This window comes from Bosea vaviloviae, from assembly GCF_001741865.1.
Taxonomy (GTDB): domain Bacteria; phylum Pseudomonadota; class Alphaproteobacteria; order Rhizobiales; family Beijerinckiaceae; genus Allobosea; species Allobosea vaviloviae.
The window spans coordinates 1,727,311-1,746,189 of sequence record NZ_CP017147.1 but is presented as its reverse complement, the minus strand read 5'-3'; the positions used below and the strand labels follow the sequence as shown (position 1 = coordinate 1,746,189).

At 66.6% G+C, this 18,879-nt stretch carries 17 protein-coding genes and 1 pseudogene; 8 read left to right on the top strand and 10 right to left on the bottom strand.

Translation table 11 applies throughout. The features are described from left to right. Positions 1-119: 119 nt before the first annotated feature. Complete coding sequence (pstS, locus tag BHK69_RS08140) at positions 120-1,145, bottom strand: phosphate ABC transporter substrate-binding protein PstS (RefSeq protein ID WP_069689655.1); 1,026 nt, start codon at positions 1,143-1,145, stop codon at positions 120-122. A 99-nt stretch (positions 1,146-1,244) separates the two neighbouring features. Next, positions 1,245-2,402 (bottom strand): ATP-binding protein, encoded by a 1,158-nt coding sequence (locus BHK69_RS08135; RefSeq protein ID WP_244548438.1) that lies wholly within the window; start codon positions 2,400-2,402, stop codon positions 1,245-1,247. A 60-nt stretch (positions 2,403-2,462) separates the two neighbouring features. Between BHK69_RS08135 and ppk2 the strand changes: the two genes are divergently transcribed. Further along, the gene (ppk2, locus tag BHK69_RS08130; protein WP_069689653.1) at positions 2,463-3,458 is read left to right on the top strand and encodes a polyphosphate kinase 2; all 996 of its coding nucleotides are present in this window, start codon (positions 2,463-2,465) and stop codon (positions 3,456-3,458) included. Positions 3,459-3,484: 26 nt separating this feature from the next. On the opposite strand, the gene BHK69_RS08125 is transcribed toward ppk2, so the two are convergent. From BHK69_RS08125 to BHK69_RS08110, 4 genes are all read right to left on the bottom strand, one after another. Then, the gene (locus BHK69_RS08125; RefSeq protein ID WP_244548437.1) at positions 3,485-4,432 is read right to left on the bottom strand and encodes a lysylphosphatidylglycerol synthase domain-containing protein; all 948 of its coding nucleotides are present in this window, start codon (positions 4,430-4,432) and stop codon (positions 3,485-3,487) included. 296 nt (positions 4,433-4,728) lie between these two features. Further along, positions 4,729-6,270, bottom strand: a complete 1,542-nt coding sequence (locus BHK69_RS08120) for an ABC-F family ATP-binding cassette domain-containing protein (protein WP_069689651.1) — start codon at positions 6,268-6,270, stop codon at positions 4,729-4,731. 575 nt (positions 6,271-6,845) lie between these two features. Continuing rightward, positions 6,846-7,421: a hypothetical protein gene (locus tag BHK69_RS08115; RefSeq protein WP_199579069.1), complete on the bottom strand. Its 576-nt coding sequence runs from the start codon at positions 7,419-7,421 to the stop codon at positions 6,846-6,848. 122 nt (positions 7,422-7,543) lie between these two features. Beyond that, complete coding sequence (locus tag BHK69_RS08110) at positions 7,544-9,331, bottom strand: ABC transporter ATP-binding protein/permease (RefSeq protein WP_148663352.1); 1,788 nt, start codon at positions 9,329-9,331, stop codon at positions 7,544-7,546. 484 nt (positions 9,332-9,815) lie between these two features. On the opposite strand from BHK69_RS08110, the gene exbB reads away from it, so the two are divergent. From exbB to BHK69_RS08075, 7 genes are all read left to right on the top strand, one after another. Next, positions 9,816-10,505 carry a tonB-system energizer ExbB gene (exbB, locus tag BHK69_RS08105; protein WP_069693476.1) on the top strand — a complete coding sequence of 230 codons (690 nt, stop codon included), beginning with the start codon at positions 9,816-9,818 and terminating at the stop codon, positions 10,503-10,505. 4 nt (positions 10,506-10,509) lie between these two features. Beyond that, the gene (exbD, locus tag BHK69_RS08100) at positions 10,510-11,004 is read left to right on the top strand and encodes a TonB system transport protein ExbD (protein ID WP_069689649.1); all 495 of its coding nucleotides are present in this window, start codon (positions 10,510-10,512) and stop codon (positions 11,002-11,004) included. A 305-nt stretch (positions 11,005-11,309) separates the two neighbouring features. Continuing rightward, on the top strand, positions 11,310-11,624 hold the full coding sequence (locus BHK69_RS08095; protein WP_069689648.1) for an NIPSNAP family protein: 315 nt from the start codon (positions 11,310-11,312) through the stop codon (positions 11,622-11,624). Beyond that, positions 11,621-12,448, top strand: coding sequence for an alpha/beta fold hydrolase (locus tag BHK69_RS08090; protein ID WP_069689647.1), 828 nt, complete (start codon positions 11,621-11,623; stop codon positions 12,446-12,448). Before BHK69_RS08095 ends, BHK69_RS08090 begins: the two co-directional genes overlap by 4 nt. Next, positions 12,445-13,251, top strand: a complete 807-nt coding sequence (locus BHK69_RS08085) for an aspartate dehydrogenase (protein ID WP_069689646.1) — start codon at positions 12,445-12,447, stop codon at positions 13,249-13,251. Before BHK69_RS08090 ends, BHK69_RS08085 begins: the two co-directional genes overlap by 4 nt. 63 nt (positions 13,252-13,314) lie before the next feature. Further along, positions 13,315-14,073 (top strand): SDR family oxidoreductase, encoded by a 759-nt coding sequence (locus tag BHK69_RS08080; RefSeq protein WP_069689645.1) that lies wholly within the window; start codon positions 13,315-13,317, stop codon positions 14,071-14,073. 54 nt (positions 14,074-14,127) lie between these two features. Beyond that, complete coding sequence (locus tag BHK69_RS08075; protein WP_069689644.1) at positions 14,128-14,898, top strand: SDR family NAD(P)-dependent oxidoreductase; 771 nt, start codon at positions 14,128-14,130, stop codon at positions 14,896-14,898. 7 nt (positions 14,899-14,905) lie between these two features. Here BHK69_RS08075 and BHK69_RS08070 read toward each other — a convergent pair whose 3' ends face one another. The 4 genes and pseudogenes from BHK69_RS08070 to BHK69_RS08055 all read right to left on the bottom strand — a co-directional run bounded on the left by BHK69_RS08070 (position 14,906) and on the right by BHK69_RS08055 (position 18,847). After that, positions 14,906-15,712, bottom strand: coding sequence for a phosphate/phosphite/phosphonate ABC transporter substrate-binding protein (locus BHK69_RS08070; RefSeq protein ID WP_069689643.1), 807 nt, complete (start codon positions 15,710-15,712; stop codon positions 14,906-14,908). 14 nt (positions 15,713-15,726) lie between these two features. Next, a pseudogene (locus tag BHK69_RS08065) lies at positions 15,727-16,728 on the bottom strand (ornithine cyclodeaminase family protein). A gap of 161 nt (positions 16,729-16,889) precedes the next feature. Beyond that, positions 16,890-17,867 (bottom strand): oligopeptide/dipeptide ABC transporter ATP-binding protein, encoded by a 978-nt coding sequence (locus BHK69_RS08060; RefSeq protein WP_069689642.1) that lies wholly within the window; start codon positions 17,865-17,867, stop codon positions 16,890-16,892. Further along, a complete protein-coding gene (locus BHK69_RS08055; protein WP_069693475.1) occupies positions 17,864-18,847 on the bottom strand; it encodes an ABC transporter ATP-binding protein in 984 nt (327 codons plus the stop codon). The genes BHK69_RS08060 and BHK69_RS08055 overlap by 4 nt, the downstream gene beginning before the upstream one ends. Positions 18,848-18,879: the final 32 nt, after the last annotated feature.

Sequence of the window (18,879 nt, the reverse complement as noted above, 5' to 3'; positions counted from 1 at the left end):
TTATCGGCCTGAGCAACCTCAGCCCTCATCCTGAGGAGCGCCGCAGGCGCGTCTCGAAGGATGAAGGCTGAGAATAACGTGGCGAAGCAGGGAGCCCGCTTCGCCTTGTCGCGCTCCGATCAGAAGATCGGCTTGCCGGCCGGGTCGGTGACGCCCTTCCAGGCGTTGCGGACCTGATCCTTGACGGCGGTCGGCAGCGGCACATAGTCGAGGTCGAGAGCGAGCTTGTCGCCGTTCTTGAAGGCCCAGTCGACGAACTTCAGCGCGGCCTGCACCTCTTCCGGCTTCTCCGGCTTGGCATGGACGAGCAGGAAGGTCGCGGCCGTGATCGGCCAGGCTTCGGCGCCCTTCTGGTTGTTCAGCGAGATGCCGAAGCCGGGAGCCTCGTTCCAGTTGGCGTTGGCGGCGGCGGCCTGGAAGGCCTTGTCGTCGGGGGCCGGGTAGTTGCCGTCGGCGTTCTGGATCAGCGCGAAGTTGAGCTTGTTCTGCTTGGCGTAGGCGTACTCGACATAACCGATCGAGTTGGCGACCTGCTTGACCGAAGCCGAGACGCCCTCATTGCCCTTGCCGCCGATGCCGACGGCCCACTGGACCGACTGGTTGGCGCCGACCTTGGACTTCCAGTCAGCCGAAACCTTGGAGAGGTAATCGGTGAAGACATAGGTCGTGCCCGATCCGTCCGAGCGATAGACCGGGTTGATGTTGGCGTCGGGGAGGGTCACGCCGGCGTTGAGCGCGACGATCTTGGGGTCGTTCCACTTCTTGATGTCGCCCATATAGATCGCGGCGATGATCGGGCCGGTCAGCTTGAGCTTGCCGGCCTCGACGCCGGCGACGTTGATCGCGGGAACGACGCCGCCCATCACGGTCGGGAACTGGATCAGGCCGTCCTTGGTCAGGTCCTCGCCCTTGAGCGGGGCGTCGGTGGCGCCGAAGGCGACCGTCTTGGCCTTGATCTGGCGGATGCCGCCACCCGAGCCGATCGACTGGTAATTGAGACCGATATTGGTCTCCTTCTTATAGGCTTCAGCCCATTTGGCGTAGATCGGGAAGGGGAAAGTCGCGCCGGCGCCGGTGATGTCGGCAGCCTGGACCGCGCCGGACAGCCCGATTGAGGCGGCCGCGAGAATGAGAATTTTGCGCATTGAGATGTCCTCTCTGGATCGCACGTTCAGCGGCCCCGTCAGAACACCTTCTGTGTGACAGACGGATGACATCCTGTCATCAAAGCTGTCACAAACGATTCAGGACGGGCTCCGAGGCGCCGGTCCGAGGCGCGGAAAGATCGCCTTGAAAGTCGCGCCCTGCCCCAGCAGGCTCTCGATGGTGAGGCGCCCGCGATGGCGCAGCACGATGTGCTTGACGATGGCCAGGCCAAGGCCGGTTCCGCCCGCTTCGCGGCTGGCGGCGGTGTCGACCCGGTAGAAGCGCTCGGTCAGGCGCGGCAGGTGTTCGGGCGCGATGCCGGGCCCGTCATCGCGCACGCTGACGCTGGCCTCGGTCGCGCCATCGATGACATCGATCGCGACCTCGCCGTCCCTACGGCCATATTTAATGGCGTTCTCGACCAGATTCTCCATCAATCGCAGCAATTCGTCGCGGTCGCCGGCGACCTTCACCGGCTGCTCGGGCAGCGACAGGCGCAGATTCACATTACGCTCGCGCGCCATCAGCGTCAGCGAATCGACGATCTCGCGCGAGATGCCGGCGAGATCGACCGGGGTTTCAGGCGCCAGATGGGCGCGCAGCTCGATGCGCGAGAGCGAGAGCAGATCGTCGACGAGGCGCGCCATGCGCAAGCCCTGCTCGCGCATGATCGTCAGGAAGCGGTCGCGCGCGCCGGCATCGTTGCGAGCGGGGCCCTGCAGCGTCTCGACGAAGCCGAGCAGCGAGGCCAAAGGCGTGCGCAGTTCATGGCTGGCATTGGCGACGAAATCGACCCGCATGCGCTCGGTGACGCGCTGCTCGCTGAGATCCTCGAAGGTCAGCAGCAAGGAGCGACGCCCGCCCGCGGTCCGCAACGCCGCGATATGGATCCGAAAGGTGCGTTCGACCGGCACGCGCTCGACCAGTTCGATGACGCGGCGCCCGCCCTGGCTCGAGACCTGCTCCATCGCCCCGATCAGATCGGGATCGCGCATGACGAGCGTCAATTGCCGGCCCTGGTCGAGCGCCGGGATCAGCGCATTCATCGCCGGGCTCAGCGCCTGGACGACGCCTTGCGCGTCGAGCAGGACGACGGCCGAGCCGAGCGCCCCGATCAGGGCGAGCGTGGCGGGGGCATTGGGGTCGACAGTCTCGAACATCGGACGCGGCACCTTGCGCTGTCCTCTCGCCACCGAGGCAGGCGCGAGAGCCGGACGACGCGAGAGGATGCCTTCCTGATCGGATCGCCGGCGCACGTCAATTCCCCTGACCGCGCACACGGGTTAGCTTGCCAGCCAAGGACCAGGAGAAAACAGATGGCCAAGCGCGTGTCCATGACGAAAGCGAAGACCGCCGGCACGAAGGTGCCCAAGCGCGTCATCGCCAAGAGCCTCGCCAAAAGCCTTGCTAAAACGGACCCAGCCAAGACAAAGCCGCCGGCGCCCACGAAGCGGAAGAAGGCCGAATCCGACGCCTTCGACATCGAAGCGGAGACCTTGCCCCAGCGCATCGTCGACGCCGCCTTCCGCAGCGGCGGCTACCCCCATGACAAGCGCATGAAGCGCAAGCATTACGACAAGGGGATGGAGCCGCTGCAGATCGAATTGCAGAAGCTCCTCGCCTGGGTGCGCGAGACCGGCGAACGCATAGTCATCGTGCTCGAAGGCCGCGACGGCGCCGGCAAGGGCGGCGCGATCACCCGCTTCACCCAGCATCTCAATCCGCGCCAGGCGCGCGTGGTGGCGCTGTCGAAGCCCTCCGACACCGAGAAGGGGCAATGGTATTTCCAGCGCTATGCCGCGGAAATGCCGGCGGCGGGCGAGATCGTGTTCTTCGACCGCTCCTGGTACAATCGCGCCGGCGTCGAGCGCGTGATGAGCTTCTGCACGCCCGACCAGACCGACGCCTTCCTGCGCGAGGCCCCCGTCTTCGAGGGCATGCTGGCGCGCGACGGCATCCGCATGATCAAGCTCTTCCTGACCATCGGCCGCGAGATGCAGATGACGCGGCTGCATGCGCGCTGGCACGACCCGCTCAAGCGCTGGAAGCTGTCGCCAATCGATTTCGAGGCGATTCCGCGCTTCGACGCCTATTCCGAGGCCTTCGACGAAATCCTGGAGCGCAGCTCGACGTCATCGGCGCCCTGGAGCGTGCTGCGCGGCAACGACAAGTTCCGCACCCGGCTCAACGCCATCCGCCTCGTGCTCCAAGCGGTCCCCTACAAGGACAAGGACGAGGCGGCGATCGGCGAACTCGACCACAAGATCACGCTGACCGCAGCGCGCTATCTCGACAATGGTGGAGAGGAATAAGCGGCATCCAGGGACGTTGGAGAGATTCAGCGCTCCCGCCGCCTGATCCGCCGGATCATCTCGTTCAGCGCCAGCAGAACGAGCGCCAGGATGAAGGGCAAAAGGTAATAGGCGATGCGGAAGAGCAGCAGCGCGCCAAGCACACCCTCGTAAGGCAGGCGGCTCAGCGCGACCAGCATCGTCGCCTCGAAGACGCCGAGCCCTCCCGGTGCGTGGCTGGCGATGCCGATCAGGCAGGCGAAGACATAGACCGCGAGGAAGCTCGGATAGTCGATATTGTGCCCACCCGGCAGCAGGACGAAGAGCACGGCCGCGGCCGCACAGACCTCGCAGGCGCCGAGGCACATCTGACCGAGCGTGATCCCCAAGCCCGGCAGCGGCAGGTTCCAGCCGCTGACGCGGATGGTGCGCTCGCCGCTCGCGATCCAGGCGAGGTAGCCCAGCGTGCCGAGCGCCACCGCCGCGCCGACGCCCTGCACCACCAGCGGCGAGGTGCGCGCCAGCCGCGCAACGCCCTCGGAATCGTAGAACAGGCAGGCGCACAGGATCGCGCCGAGGCCGAGCCAGAAGGTCAGGCCCGCGATCACGGTCAGGCTCGCGACCTCGGAGGCGCGCACGCCCTTGGGCGAATAGATCCAGTAACGCACCGTGCCGCCGGTCACGATCGGGAAACCCAACGTGAAGGACACGGAATAGCTGGTGAAGGAGGCGAGCGCCGTGGTGCGGTAAGGGATGGAGAGCCCGAGCCGCTTCAGCGCCAGCGCGTCGTAGCCGGTGAGCAGGAGATAGCTCAGCGCGGTGAAGCCGAGCGCGAGGCCGAGCTGGCGCTGGCTGGCATTGGCGAAAGCCCCGGCGAGCGCGCCGGGCTCGATCTCCCGGATGATGAACCAGAGCACGACCAGCGAGGCGATAAAGATCGTCGCGCTCGCCAGCGGGCCGAGCCACCACCAGCGGCTGCGCCTGCGCAAGGGCATACCTGGCTCATGCGGGCCGAAGGACATATGCGAACTCGCTCGAAGGCTGATCGGGACCGCACGCTGCTGCGCCAGATCCCCGGGGCGGGGCGACAGGCCGCAGGACGCGACCTTGCCCGACAGATAACGCCTCGACCGGGATGCACAAGCCGGAACGGCGCGGCGAATGCGCGCCATGAGGCTGGCGCAGGTCGCGCCCGGCGGTTTTTCCGGACGCGCGCGCATTGCCATGAGGCGGCCTTTGCGGCCGCCTCATGGCGCCAGGATCTTTCCGGCGAGGATCCTGGCGCAATACGTCAGCTATCCCGCCTGGCGACGGACGCGAAGAGCCGATCGGGCCCCTCGACCTCGACCAGGCGCCGGTTCTCGATCAGCCAGAAGCGATTGCCGACCGTCCGGGCGAAGCTGCGGTCATGCGAGACCAGCAGGCCGCTCGCCTCAGGGCCCATCAATTGGCCCATCAACTCGGCCTCCAGCGCCTCCTGCCCCTCGATGTCGAGATGGTTGGTCGGTTCGTCCAGCAGGTAGAAATTGGGATTGGCCAGGCGCAAGATCAGCATCATCAACCGCGCCTTCTGCCCGCCGGAAAGGCGGCCTATGGCGCCGTCCTGCATCTCGATGGTCAAGCCCGCGCCGGCCAGCAGCGAGCGGGCGCGCTGATCGCCGACATCGAAGCGCCGGCCGATCGCCGCCCCGGGCGTATCGTCAGGCGCAAGCTCGGACAGGTTCTGGTCGCTATAGCCGAGCTTCAGGGACGGCGTCGCCCTGATCGCCTCCGACGCTCCCTGAGGCTCCACGATCGCGCGCCTGATCAGGCTGACGAGGCGCGACTTGCCGGTCCCGTTGGCTCCGAGCAGGATGATGCGATCGCCCTGGTTGATCCAGCGCTTGCCCGTCTTGAACAGCAGCGTCCCGTCAGGCGCCGCGATGGTCGCATCGTCGAGCGTGACCAGGACCTTGGCATGGGTGCCGCGATTAGCGAGCCTGATCGCCCCGGCCGAGCGCTCGCGATGCGCGGGCAAGGCCGCATCCTCCAGGCGCTCGGCTCTTTCCTTGAGCTGCTTGGTCTTGACCACCAGGAGGTCGCTGCCGGAATTGATCCCAATATTCCTGAGCTTCGCGGCCTGCCGGCGCAATTGCTGGGCGGTCTTCAGGTCGCGCTGGAACCGGCGCTCCTGCGAGGCATCGACCTCGTCGAGCGCGAGCCGCGCCCTCGTATAGGGCAAGGCGAAGAGCTGGGAGCGCTCCGGGCGCAGGAACAGCGTCCGGTTGGTCGTCGCGTCCAAGAAGGCGCGGTCATGGCTCGATATGACGACGGGCACCTCGCGCGGCAAGGCGTTGAGCCAGTCTTCCAGCTGATTGATCCGGGCGAGATCGAGATGGTTGGTCGGCTCGTCCAGCAGCAGCAGATCGGGCTCGGTCACCCAGATGCGCGCCAGCATCGCCAGCCTCTGCCAGCCTCCGCTCAGGCGCGAGAGCGGGCGCTGGCGCAGCGGCTCGGGAACCTCGAGCGAGTCGAGCACCACATCGACGCGCCAGCCTTCGCTGTCGGCCTGCTCCGCCGGCAAGGCCTGGCGGACGAGGTCATGGAAGGCCGTGTCCGCGAACCGGGCCGGGATATCCTGCTCGACATGCCCGACGCGCAAGCCGCGCGAGCGCGTGATCTCGCCCGCGCTGGGCTCGAGGCCACCGGTGAGACAATGCAGCAGGGTCGACTTGCCCCGGCCATTGGCGGCGACGAGGCCGAGGCGGTCATTCGCCCCGATCGTCAGGTCCAGATTCGAAAAGAGCGGCGTGCCCAAGGTGACGCCGAGATTCCTCAGATTGATCAATGCCATTGTCGTTGTCCGGTCTGCCCGAGCCATGGCCGGCGCTCGCCGCAGGCAGTCTTGCTGCCGCGCGATGCGGGGCTGGGGGCCGCAGCTTCCCAAGCTCGGTGTTGTGAAGGGACGCGAGCCGCGAGCCGTTGAAGGCTCAGCGCTGCGCTACCACGAAGGGCAGACCGGGAAGAGAACCGTGAAGCAATCGTCTCTGGTCAGCCCTGCAAACAGCTTTGCAGGGCGTTGACCGGGCCACGCGTATGATAGTGACGAACAAACGTGATCACGCGGCCCTCCTTTCTCGACGAGTTGCCGGATAAACCTAACGCCGTGCGCGACGGCAAGCAATCCTCGCCACTTCGGGCGTGTTGTTGGGAGCGTGTTGTTTGCGCTCAGAACCGCGCCGTCATCCTGGACAAGCGGCGAAGCCGCGCAGCTCCGGGATCCATCGTAGAGCTCCGGAGCCCTCCGATGGATCCCGGTCACCCTTCGGGTGCCCAGGATGACGGCGTGGTTCCGAGCATAAACAGTTCATGGTTGAAGCGCGCGGATTCACAATTGAAACACGCCGTCGGGAGCCGCCTCCAACATCCTCAGCCGGTCTTCCGGAACACCCGCAGCGTCTTGAAGCTGGCAACCTCGTCGACCTGCGCCGTCCTGGCCCAGTCGGCGATGATCGGCTCGGCCGTGGCATAGGCGAAGGAGCCGGTGTAGAACAGGAGATAGCCGCCGATATCGGTCTGGGCCGTGAAGAGGTCGATCACCTCGCGGTCGGTCAGCGCGCCATAGGCGTCATTGGCCTCGCTCCTGAACTCGCAGGCATGGAACAGCGTCACGATATCGAAGCGCGGCAGCAGCCGAGCGTTGCTGGTATAGATGTCGCCGAAATAGGCTGAATAGGTCTTGGTGATGCTCGGGCTTGCCGTCGCCAGCTTGACGAAGGCGTCATATTCCTTGGGCGAGGCGGTGATGCCGAGCACGGTGTTGTTCAATTCCGGCTCGGCGCAGCGGATGCCGACATAATGATGCCCGCCCGTGCCGAAATGGTAGATACGCTTGTCGGTGAGCCCCTCCTCCTCGAGCCATTCGACGAAATGCACGTCACAGGGGCATTGGTCGACGCGCAGGCCCCAATAGACGTCCCAGATGTTCATCGTTGCGGCTGTCATCGATGTCGGCTCCTTGGCATGAGCGCCGGCGCTCCCACCGGCGGCTTTGGGGAAGGATGGGGTCGCAGGCACAGGAGCCCGCGCCCCCGCTGAACCCTTGCTGAACGGCGCTTCATGGCGCCCTACTCCGCCAGCTCGGCATGCGCGCCCGCGCGTGTCTTGTCGGCACCGGCCATGCGCACGACGCCGCCGGCCCGCTTCAGAACCAGACGATGCGTCGCGGCCTCGGCGAAGCCGGCGCTCTGGCCGAAGGCCAGGATCATCGCGTCCGGCCGTGCCGCGCGCAACTCCTCGATCAGCTCCAGCGCCATGTCGGTCTCGAGCGCGCTCGTCGCCTCATCGAGCAGGATGATGTCGGGCGCCTCCAGCTCGGCACGAGCGAGCGCGAGGCGCTGCCGGTCCCCGGTCGCGAGTTCCTTGTCCCAGTCGCTGATCTCGTCGAGCCGCGGCACGAGGGCCGACAGGCCATAGCGCCGCAGGGCCTCCAGCAGAGGCTCGGAGGGCCGGGTCAGCCCGGTATCGAGTACGGCCCGCAAGCTGCCTTCGGTCAGATGCAGCTTCTGTGGCACAACCGTCACCAGCGCCTCCCGCGGCAGCGCGATCTCGCCCCGCCCCCAGGGCCAGAGACCGGCGATCGCCTGAATCAGGGCGGCTTGGCCGAGGCCGAGCTCGCCCGAAAGATGCAGCGTCGCGCCCGGCGGCAGCGACAGGTCGATATCGGCGGCGAGCGTGCGGCCGTCGCGGTCGATCAGCGTGACTCCACGCAGCCGCAGCAGGCCGTCAGGGCTCAGCATCACGCTGAGATGATCGCCCGGAGGCTCGCCATCGACGCGCTGCAGCGCATCGGCGAGTTCGTTGACACGCCTTGCGGCCGCAAGCCACTCGGCGATGCGCATGAAGTTGTCGAGCAGCCAATTGAAGGCGTTCTGCACCGCCACGAAGGCAGCCGCGACCTGCACGACGCCGCCGAGCGACATCTCGCCGGAGAGGTATTTCGGCGCGGCCAGCAGCAGCGGCACCACCGGCACGAGCGCGCCGCTGCCATTGGTGATCCAGGTCAAGCGGCCGCGTTGGCGGATCATCGCGAGCCAGCGCCTGACGAGGCCGTCATAGGTCTGCGCCACGGCCCGGCGCTCGCTGGGCTCGGTACGGGCGAGCGCGATCGTCTCGCCATGGTCGCGAATGCGCATCAAGGAGAAGCGCAGCCGCGCCTCGCCCTCGTTGCGTGCCGCGATCAGGCGCGGCAGGCGGCGCCCGACGATGCTGATGAGGAGGGAGACGAGCACGGCATAGACGATCGCCGCCAGCACCATATAGGCGGGGATCGTGACCCGACCGCTGCCGGTCGCGATCTGCAGCGCGCCACCGATTTCCCAGAGGATCTCGATGAAGGTGATGATGGTGATGATCGCCGTGAGCAGGCCGATGGCGAAATCGACCACCGGCTCGGTCGCCCAGCGGACATCGTCGGCGATGCGGTATTCGGGATTGGCCGGCTCGTAGCCGGAGAGGCCGAGCCGGAAGAAGCGGCGCTCATTGATCCAGCCATCGGCCAGCTTTCCCGTGACCCATTGCCGCCAGTGCACCTGGAAGGTCTCGCGGGCGACGAGGATGACGACGCCGAGCCCGGCCGCGATCAGGACCAGCACCGGAAAGACCGCCATCGCAATCAGCGCGCTCTCGCTGTCCTTCTTCTCCAGCGCGTCGAAGAACCAGCCGTTCCAGCGATTGACGGTGACATTGGCGAAAACGGAGAGAATGATCGCAATTGCGAGCAGGAGCGACCAGAACCAGGCGCGGCGGGCGCTCGCGCCCCGCCAGAAGCCGCCGGTCAGCCCGGCGAAACGCCAGGCGACCTGCCGGTCACTCGGCAGCCCGGCCACGCCCTGCATGTCGTCCGAACTCGGCAACAGCGACGAATCCCCCCAGACCACGCAACCGGATCGTCCCGCTGCAAGCGAGCCTTAACAGACACTTAGCCGCGACCGAATGAACTTGACATGAACGGCCGATGAACGAAAGCAGCCGACGCACGCCTCTTCCCGCCCACTCGGCCTTTCCTTAGAATCCCTCTAAGATACTGATATTGAATATATATTTCGTATGCTGCATTGCATTCGAGCCATTGACTCGCCAACATCGCGCCTTAAAGACAAGCCCGTTCGCGACAGGCCGCCACAGCTCCCCTGGCCAGCCAGATCGCCGAACCCGAGCAACCACCGCGGCGCGGGCCAGCGGCCGCCTGACGGGAAGCCACCGCAACCTCATTCGCCACTGGGCCGAGATGTGACCATGACGCGCCAATCAACCACCGGATATCGCCGGACGTTGCGCCTCGCAGCCGCTGCGACGTTCCTGTTCATCCCCGCCCTGGCCCATGCGCAGGCCTCGACCATGCCGCACGACCTCTCGCCCTGGTCAATGTTCATGGCCGCCGATATCGTCGTGAAATCGGTGATGGCGGGCCTGGCCTTCGCCTCGGTCGTGACCTGGACGATCGGGCTCGCCAAGACGCTTGAATTGAGCGCCGCCAAGCGCCGGCTGCGGCAGGCGACCCGAATCCTGGCAAAGCAGACCACCCTCGGCGAGGCTTCGCTCGCGCTCGACAAAGCGCAAAGGCTCGGCCGCAAGCTGATCGAGGCCGCTGTGGAGGAGATGCACGCCTCCAAGCAGGCCTATGACAAGGACGGCATCAAGGAGCGCGTCGTCTCGCGGCTGCACCGGATCGAGCTCGCCGCCAGCCGCGAGATCGCGCGCGGCACGGGCTGGCTGGCGACGATCGGCTCGACGGCACCCTTCGTCGGCCTGTTCGGCACCGTCTGGGGCATCATGAATTCGTTCATCGGCATCTCCAAGGCGCAGACCACAAACCTCGCCGTGGTTGCTCCGGGCATCGCCGAGGCGCTGCTCGCCACCGCGATCGGCCTCGTCGCCGCCATTCCCGCCGTAATCATCTACAACCTGTTCAGCCGCGGCATCGCCGGCTACCGCGCCGAGGTCGGCGACGCCGCCGCGACTGTGGCCCGGCTGGTCTCGCGCGATCTCGACCGCGGCCGCAGCGCGCTCCAGCGCGCGGCGGAGTGAGGCCATGGCCGGCGGCATCAATGCGAATGGCGGCTTCGGCGACGACGACCTGCCCGAAGCCAGCGAGATCAATGTCACGCCGTTCATCGACGTGATCCTGGTGCTGCTGATCATCTTCATGGTCGCAGCCCCGCTCTCCACCGTCGATGCGCCAGTCGAGCTTCCGGTCTCGACCGCCAAGCCTCAGCCGCGCCCCGAGAAGCCGGTCTTCCTGACGCTGAAGGCCGATCTCGCGATGGTGCTGGGCGAACAGCCCGTCGCTGCCGACCAGCTCGCCACGGCGCTCGACGCCCAGACCAGATCCGACCGCGAGCAGCGTATCTTCGTGCGCGCCGACCAGTCGGTCTCCTATGGCGAGGTCGTCAAGCTGATGAACACGCTACGCGCGGCGGGCTATCTCAAGATCGCGCTGGTCGGGCTCGAAGGCCCGAACGCGCCTGCCCCGGCCGCCGGCGAGATCCCCGCGGCCCCGGCTTCGCCGGCCGGCGCGCAGCCGTAAATGACCCAACGGCACGCCGCGTAAGGCTGCGGCCGCCGATCCGGAACAGCCGCCCTCACCCGAGAACGCAAGTCCAGACCGGACTCTGCGGCCGCCCCAGTCGGGTCGCTTCCCGAAAGGTGATCTGCATGGCCTGCGCCCCGGCCCCGTCTTTGCGGGCATGGCGGCGGCGAGCCAGCTAGGCCATGCTTAGCAGGCATGACCGACGCCGCAGTTGCGGCGAACGGCTCAGCGTGATGCAGCAGACGCATGAGCATGAGGGCGCAGATCCTCGTGCCCGATGCGTGAGAGGGGAGGATCGCCCGATGATCTATGAAGAGCGCGATTATCGCATCAAGGCCGGCAAGCTTGGCGAATTCGTCAAGATCTATGGCGAACACGGCCTGCCGCTGCAGAAGGAGCATCTGGGCAATTTCATCGCCTATTTCACCACCGAGATCGGCGAGCTGAACCATGTCGTCGCGCTCTGGAGCTATCAGAGCCTCGACGAGCGCACGGCCAAGCGCAAGACGATGCTGGCCGATCCGCGCTGGCAGGACTACCTCAAGCGCGTCGATGGGCTGATCGACATCCAGAACACGCGCATCCTCAACCCCGTTTCCTATTCGCCACTGCAATGAGCACCGCATCGCAATCCGGCGCGGCCGGACATTTCACCGCCGAAACTCCCGACGGCGCCGTACTGCACGCGACCAGCGAGGGTCAGGGCCCGACGCTGCTGCTCGTCAGCGGGCTGGGCGGTACAGCCGGCTTCTGGAAGAGCAATGCCACGACGCTGGCGCGCTCCTTCCGCGTCATCCGCTTCGACCAGCGCGGCATCGGCGCGAGCACGCGCGGCACCGCCGCCTGCACCATCGACCAATTGGCGCAGGACTGCCTTGGCGTGCTCGACGCCGCCGGCGCCGATCGCACCGTCCTGCTCGGCCATTCGACCGGCGGCTGCATCGGCCAGGCGCTGGGTCGGCTCGCGCCCGAACGGCTCGACGGGCTGATCCTGAGCGCGACCTGGCTCAAGCCCAGCCGCTACATGACCAGCCTGTTCGGCACCCGCCGCGCGATCCTCGACGAGAACCCGCATGCCTATGCCGCGACCGCCGCGCTGTTGGCCTATCCGCCGGCCTGGATCGAGGCGAATTGGGCCACCTACGAGGCCGCCCTCACCTCTGCCCCGGTGACGGCGCAGGCGCGGCAGGTCGTGCGTGAGCGCATCGACGCGTTGATGTCCTTCGACGGCTCCGCCAGCACCGCCTCGCTGATGATGCCGATCCTGATCCTGGGTGCGCGCGACGACATGATCGTGCCGGCCTTCCTGCAGGAGGAGCTGGCGGCGGCGCTGCCTGGATCGCGCAAGACGATGCTCGACACTGGCGGGCACTTCTTCCCGGTCTCGCGGCCCGACGCCTTCACCGCGAATGTCGCGGAATGGATCGGCGAGCTCGGATGAAGCCGCGCCGCCTCGTCCTGATCGGCTTCGGCGCGATCGCCGGCGATCTTGCCGCCACGCTGCTCGACGCTCCGCAGCCGGGCTACGTGCTCGGCGTGTTGCTGAAGCCAGGATCGGCCTCGCGCCAGCGCCTGCCGCAGAGCTGCACGCCACTCTCGGACCTCGCCGAGCTCGCCGCCTTCGCGCCCGACCTCGTCGTCGAGGCGGCAGGCCATGAGGCGGTGCGCGCCAGCGTTCCGGGCTGTCTGACGCTTGGCCTGCCTGTGCTGATCTCCTCGATCGGCGCCTTGCATGACGCGGCTTTGCTTGCGAGCCTCGTCGCCACGGCACGCGAGCATGGCGGGCGCTTGCTGCTGCCCTCGGGCGCGCTCGGTGGGCTCGACTATGTCCGCGCGGTTCGGCACGCAAGCGAGCTCACGCTGCGCTATGAATCGCGCAAGCCTCCCGCAGCCTGGAGCGCTGAGCTCAAGGCGCTCGGCCATGATCCCGACAGGCTCGACGCCCCCGTGACCCTGTTCTCGGGCAATGCGCGCGAGGCGGCGGCCGCCTATCCGCAAAACCTCAATGTCGCGGCCGCGCTGGCGCTGGCGGGGCCGGGCTTCGAGGCGACCGGCGTCGATGTGATCTGCGACCCCGCCACGACCGGCAACACCCATGTCGTGACGGCGCGCAGCGAATTCGGCACGATGCATCTTGCCATCGCCAACCGGCCCTCGCCGAGCAATCCGAAATCCTCCTGGATCGTCGGCCGCTCGCTGCTGGCGGCGATCGAGCAGTTCTTCGCTCCCGTGATGATGCTGTGACGGCCATTCGCACCTGATATATAAATGCGGCGCAATCCCGTGACGAGACGAAGGACGGACAGGATGAAGCTTGCTGGCAGGATCGCGATCATCACCGGCGGCGGTTCCGGCATCGGCCACGAGGCGGCGAAGCTCTTCGCTGCAGAGGGCGCAGTCGTGATCGTCGCCGACCGTGACGGGGCTGCCGCGGAACGCGTCGCGGCCGAGATCAAGAGCAGTTCCGGCAAGGCGAGCGCACATACGATCGACGTCAGCAAGGAAGCCGAGATCAAGGCCATGATCGACAGGGTTGTCGCCGATCATGGCCGGCTCGACATCCTCGTCAACAATGCCGGCTTCGGTTTCGCCGGCACGGTCGTAACCACATCGGAAGCCGACTGGGACGCGCTGATGGCGGTGAACGTCAAGGGCGTGTTCTTCGGCTGCAAATACGCCATTCCGGTGATGGAGAAACAGGGCGGCGGCGTCATCGTCAACACGGCGTCTGCCGTCGCCAATGTCGGCATCACCGATCGCGCAGCCTATGTCGCCTCCAAGGGCGCGGTCGCCGCGCTGACGCGGGCAATGGCGATCGACCATGTCGCGGCCAAGATCCGGATCAACTGCGTCGCGCCGGGCACGATCGAATCGCCCTATTTCGCCAAGATCCTGAGCGGACCTGACGGCGCCGAACTCCGGCGCGGCCTCGAGCAGCGCCAGGCCATGGAGCGACTGGGACAGCCCGTCGAGATCGCCAGGGCGATGCTCTTTCTCGCCAGCGACGAGTCGTCGTTCTGCACGGGAACGACGCTGGTTGCCGACGGTGGTTGGACAGCGCGCTGATATATTATAGAAGGCGGCTCGCTCTCCAGACTCCGATCGACAGGATTTCCGCGCATGTACGGGCTTGAAGGACGCAAGGCGATCGTCACCGGCGCCGCCCATGGCATCGGCCGGGCCATCGCGGCGCGGCTGCTCACTGAGGGCTGCGATGTCGGCATTCTGGATTTTGATCTCGCAGCCGCCGAGGCGACGGCTGAAAGCCTGCGTAAGGATGGCGGCAAGGTCGCGGTGGCGGCCGGCGACGTCTCGTCGAGCGCTCAGGTAGAGGCCGCGGTCGCGACGCTGCGCGCGGCGCTCGGCCCCATCGACATCCTGGTCAACAATGCCGGCATCCTGAAGGTCGGCAAGCTGCTCGAGACCAGCGAGGCGGACTGGAAGGCGCATTTCTCAGTCAATGTCGACGGGCTGTTCCACATGACGCGCGCCGTCGCGCCCGAGATGGTTGGGAACCGCAAGGGCGCAATCGTCAACATCGCCTCCTGGATGGGAAAATCGGGCGTGGCTTCGTACAGTGCCTATTGCGCCTCGAAATTCGCGATCATCGGCATCACCCAGTCGCTCGCGACCGAACTCGGCGAGCACGGCGTGCGTGTCAACGCCGTCGGGCCGGGCCTGATTGTCGACACCAAGATGCGCGACGAATCCGAGATCAAGCGCAAGGCCGAGGGACTGCCCGACGCCTATGAGCGCGCGCAAGCGATCCCCCTGCGGCGACCGGGATTGCCCGACGACATCGCCAAGGCCGTCGCCTTCCTGTCCTCAGACGAAGCCGACTACATCACGGGCGAGACGATCAGCATCACCGGTGGCCTCTGGAACGACTGAGCGCGCCCTATCCCGGCTCGCCATATCCGGATTCGTCGAGGGCTGCGGCCTGCGCCAGCAAAGGCCTGTAGTCGTCAGGCTCGACGGCGGCAAAGCCGGTGAGGCACAATTCGACGAGGACAGACTTTGCCGCCGAGGCCGCGCCAAGCGCCAGCAACGTGCCACGCAGGGCTGCAATAATCGCGGGATCGATCCCGCTCGAAGCAGCCAGCAGCGGCATCGGCGTTGCTTGCGTCGTCGCGACCACGCGCAGCCTTGCCGCCGTCTCGGGCTCATGCCGCTTCAGCACATCGTGGAAATAGGAATCGAGCGGCCCGATATCGATCCGGTCGTTGAGCACGGCCTCGATCACCCGGCGCGGCGTCATCAGCTCGCCGAGGCTCTCGCGATAGAGCGGTGCGCCGGATTTGACATAAGGCAGCAGATGTCCACGCAGCGCCTGGAAGCCGGATTGCGAATGCCGCGCCGTCCAGCCGATGCGGCCGCCAAACGTATCCTGCAGCGTCCGGAGCGGACCGTTGGCGCGCACGATCAGGTCGCTGGCGTAGAGAGGTTTTCCGGATGCGAGCGGGTTTGCGGGGATGGGCGCCGCGATCGGCTGCACGGGAAAGCCGCCACTGGCGAAGGGAAAGCCGCAGATGAAGGCGAGGCCGAGATCCTGGCGCCGCCAGAGCGCTTCAAGCGGCGCGGGCGCGGCATGCTCGATCACCGCAAGCGGCACGCCGGCCTTCTGCGAGACCAGTGCGAACAGTTTCGCCCAGGCGGCGCGAACGCCGGCATTGACCGCATACATCCGCGCATTGGCGACGAGCATCGGCCTGATCCCGTTCAGGCGAAGCGCAGGCGCTGGCCGATGCCCAGCCGCTTGCCCTTCTCCAGCATGGCGTGGCCGAGCGCGATATCCGACAGCGACAGACCGCGATGCCAGAACAAGATGGTCTCGTCCTCGCTTTCACGGCCAGGTTTCAGGCCGGCGACGATCTGGCCCATCTCGGCATGCAGCGTCGCCTCCGAGAGCTTGCCGGCCTCGACATGGGCGCGCAAGCTGCCGAACTTGCCGCCCTTGCACTGGCCCCAATCATCGACGACGAGCTTGCTCATGATGTCGGTCAGCGAGAACTCGACCGCGCTCATCGTGCCCTAGGGCACGACGAAGGCGCCCTTTTTGATCCACTGCGTCTTCAGCATCGGCTCGGGCTGGTCGAGCCGCGAGGCCTCGACGACGATATCGGCGCCCTCGACGCAGGATCTCCAGTCCGGCGTGGCGATGACGCGCTTGCCGAGATCGGCCGAGAGTTTCGCCGCAAAACCGTCGCGGCTCTCGGGCCGGCGCGAATGCACGCGGATCTCGTCGAAATCGAAGAGATGGTCGAGCAGGCGGACATTCCAATAGGCGGTGCCGCGCGCGCCGATATGGCCGAGCACCTTTGAGCCCTTGCGAGCGAGATATTTCGCGCCGATGGCAGTGACCGCACCGGTGCGCATATCGGTGATGCCAGATGCGTCGAGGATCGCCTTGGGACTGCCGTTGAAGCGGTCGAACAGGGTCAAAACGGCAAGCTCCGAGGGCAGGCCGATCTTGTAGTTCTCGACGAAGTCGCCAACGACCTTGACGCCGGCTGCGTCGATCTCGCCTCCGAGCGCACCGCGCAGCACGTTGAAATGGCCGTTCGCCGCCTTGGGTTCGAGATGCATGCGTGGCTCGATCACCGCCTCGCCGCGCCCTTGCGTCGCCAGCGCGCCCTCGATCGCAGCCAGGATCTCGTCATCGGTGATGGCGAGCGCCTCTATGTCGAGGCGGTTCATATAGGTGATGTAGATCGGCGGCATGGCAGCGGGCGCGGACATGGCTCTTGCTCCTCGGGATCAGGCCGTACGACTAGAGCATTTTCGAGCGAAGTGGACACCGGTTCGCGTGAAGAAAATGCGATAAAACAAGGCGGTAGAGCCGGATGACTTCAGGTGGGATCACCAGGGGAGCCCATCTGAAGTCATCCGGCTCTGGCGGCAGCTTCGGTCAACGGGAAATGGCAACGCACGCGGCGACCGGTGCCCAGCTCGCGCAGCTCCGGCATCTCGATCTTGCAACGCTCCGCGACCTGCGGGCAGCGCGTATGGAAGCGGCAGCCGGAAGGCGGATTGATCGGGCTCGGGATCTCGCCCTTCAGGATGATGCGCTCGCGGCGCCTGGCCGGATCGACGGACGGGTTGGTCGAGAGCAGCGCTGCCGCGTAGGGGTGGGCCGGGGCCTCGAACAATGCCCTGGTCGGCGCCTCCTCGACGACCTGGCCGAGATACATCACGATCGTCCGGCCGGTCAGCCGGCGCACGACATTGAGGTTGTGGCTGACGACGAGATAGGTCAGCGCGAACTCCTCATGCAGGTCGCGCATCAGATTGAGCAGATCGCCCTGCACGGAGACGTCGAGTCCCGCGGTGGGCTCGTCGGCGACGATGATCTCAGGCTGCAGCACCAAAGCGCGCAGGATCGCGATGCGGCGCGCCTGTCCGCCCGAGACCTGATGCGGAAACTTGTCGAGCGTCGCCTCGGGCAGGCCGAGACGCTTGAGGATGCGCAGCAAGCGGGCGCGGCCCTCGACCATCGGCAATCCGTGGATCTTCAACGGCTCCTCGGCCAGCGCCCGGATGCGCATGCGCGGCGAGAGCGAGGCGACCGCCTCCTGCTTGAGCATCTGGACCTGCCGGCGGAAGCCAAGCGGATCGCGCGCGAGACGCACCGCCAGCGGCTCCCCGGCAATCGTTACGCGTCCCGACGAAGCGGGCAGCAGCCCCATCAGCACGCGGCAGAGCGTGGTCTTGCCCGAGCCGGATTCGCCGACGAGGCCGACGATCTCGCCGCGGTCGATCGCGAAGGAGACTCCGTCGAGCGCCCGCACCTTGCCGTCATAGACGAGCGAGACCCCGTCGAAGGCGATCAATGGCGCGGGCTCAGCCACTGGTGCGCTCATGGCAGCACCTCGGCCGAGCGAATGCAGGCCGCCTGCCGGCCCTGTCCCACGGCCGCAAGCGACGGGTGCCGCTCCAGGCAGATATCGGCTGTGTGGGCGCAGCGGCTGGCGAAGATGCATTGCGTCAATTCGCTCAGCGGGTTGGGTACCTCGCCGGGAATCGTCGCGAGCCGGCCCTCGTCGCCATCCTCGATCTCGCAGTCGAGCAGCGCGCGGGTATAGGGATGGCGCGGAGCCCGCAGCACCTCGGCGACCGGGCCGGTCTCGACGATCGCGCCGCCATACATCACGCAGAGATCGTCGCAGAGCTCGGCAACGAGCCCGAGATGATGCGAGATGAAGACGATCGAGCCGGAAAAATCCTGCCTGAGCCGGTCGAACAGCGCGACGATCTGGGCTTCGACCGTGGCGTCGAGCGCCGTCGTCGGCTCGTCGGCGAGCAGCAGGTCGGGCTCGACCGAGAGCGCCATGGCGATCATCACGCGCTGGCGCATGCCACCCGATAATTGGTGCGGATAGGCCTTCAGGCGCAGATGCGGATCGGCGATGCCGACCTTGACCAGCATCGCCTCGCTGCGAGCAAGCGCCTCGCGCCGCGACAGTTCGGGAAAGCGCCGCCGCAGCACATCGACCATATGGGTGCCGACAGTGAAAAGCGGGTTCAGCGCCGTCATCGGATCCTGGAAGATCATGGCGATGCGCACACCGCGCCAGGCCTGCATCTCATTGGCCGGGAGCGCGAGCAGGTCGGTGCCGTCGAAGCGGATCTCGCCGTCGAGCCGGCTGACATTGCTCGGGAGCAAGCGCAGCAAGGCGGAGGCGAGCGTCGATTTGCCGGAGCCGGATTCGCCCACGACGCCGAGAATGCGGCCGCGCCCGATCTCGAGGTCGATCCCACGCAGGATATGCGCCGGGCCGCGCTCGGTCATAGCGTCAAGCGTCAGCTTGCGAATGCTGACGAGGGGAGATGCGTCAGTCATGCCGCCCTCCCCCGTCATTCCGGGGCTTCGCC